Annotated in this window: 1 pseudogene; it reads left to right on the plus strand. The window is 67.2% G+C overall.

From position 1 onward, the window contains the following. Positions 1–470 (plus strand): annotated as a pseudogene (locus ACU8YE_RS24845) (glucose-6-phosphate isomerase); the annotation flags it as partial.

Below are 470 nucleotides of genomic sequence, written 5' to 3' on the forward strand. Positions count from 1 at the left end.
GATCCTGATCAGCGGCGTCGTGCTGGTCGGGCTGTGCGTGCCGCTGCTGACCGTCGGGCCGGTGGCCGACCGGCTCGGCGCGCGCCTGCAGTCGATCACGAACCTGAAGGACGACCGCAGCTACGACGACCGCAACAAGTTCTACGCGACGTTCGCGCAGACCGCGTTCACCGACGTGGCGGGCGAGGGCCTCGGCGCGACGGGTGCATCGACCAAGCTGTCGAGCGACAGCGGCAGCCTCGGCAAGTACGGCAGCTTCGATAGCGGCGTGATGAACGTGCCGTTCGTGCTCGGCTGGCCCGGCACGCTGCTTTATCTGCTCGGGCTCGTCTGGCTGCTCGGCCGCGCGCTGCGCGCGTCGTTGCGGTTGCGGCGCGACAAGTTCGTCGCCGCGTGCTTGAGCCTCAGTTTGTCTGTCTTCGCGATGCTCGTCTTTACCAATTCGTTCATCGGCACGGGAGGGCTGTTGC

The sequence above is a fragment of the Ralstonia sp. VS2407 genome, assembly GCF_052950655.1.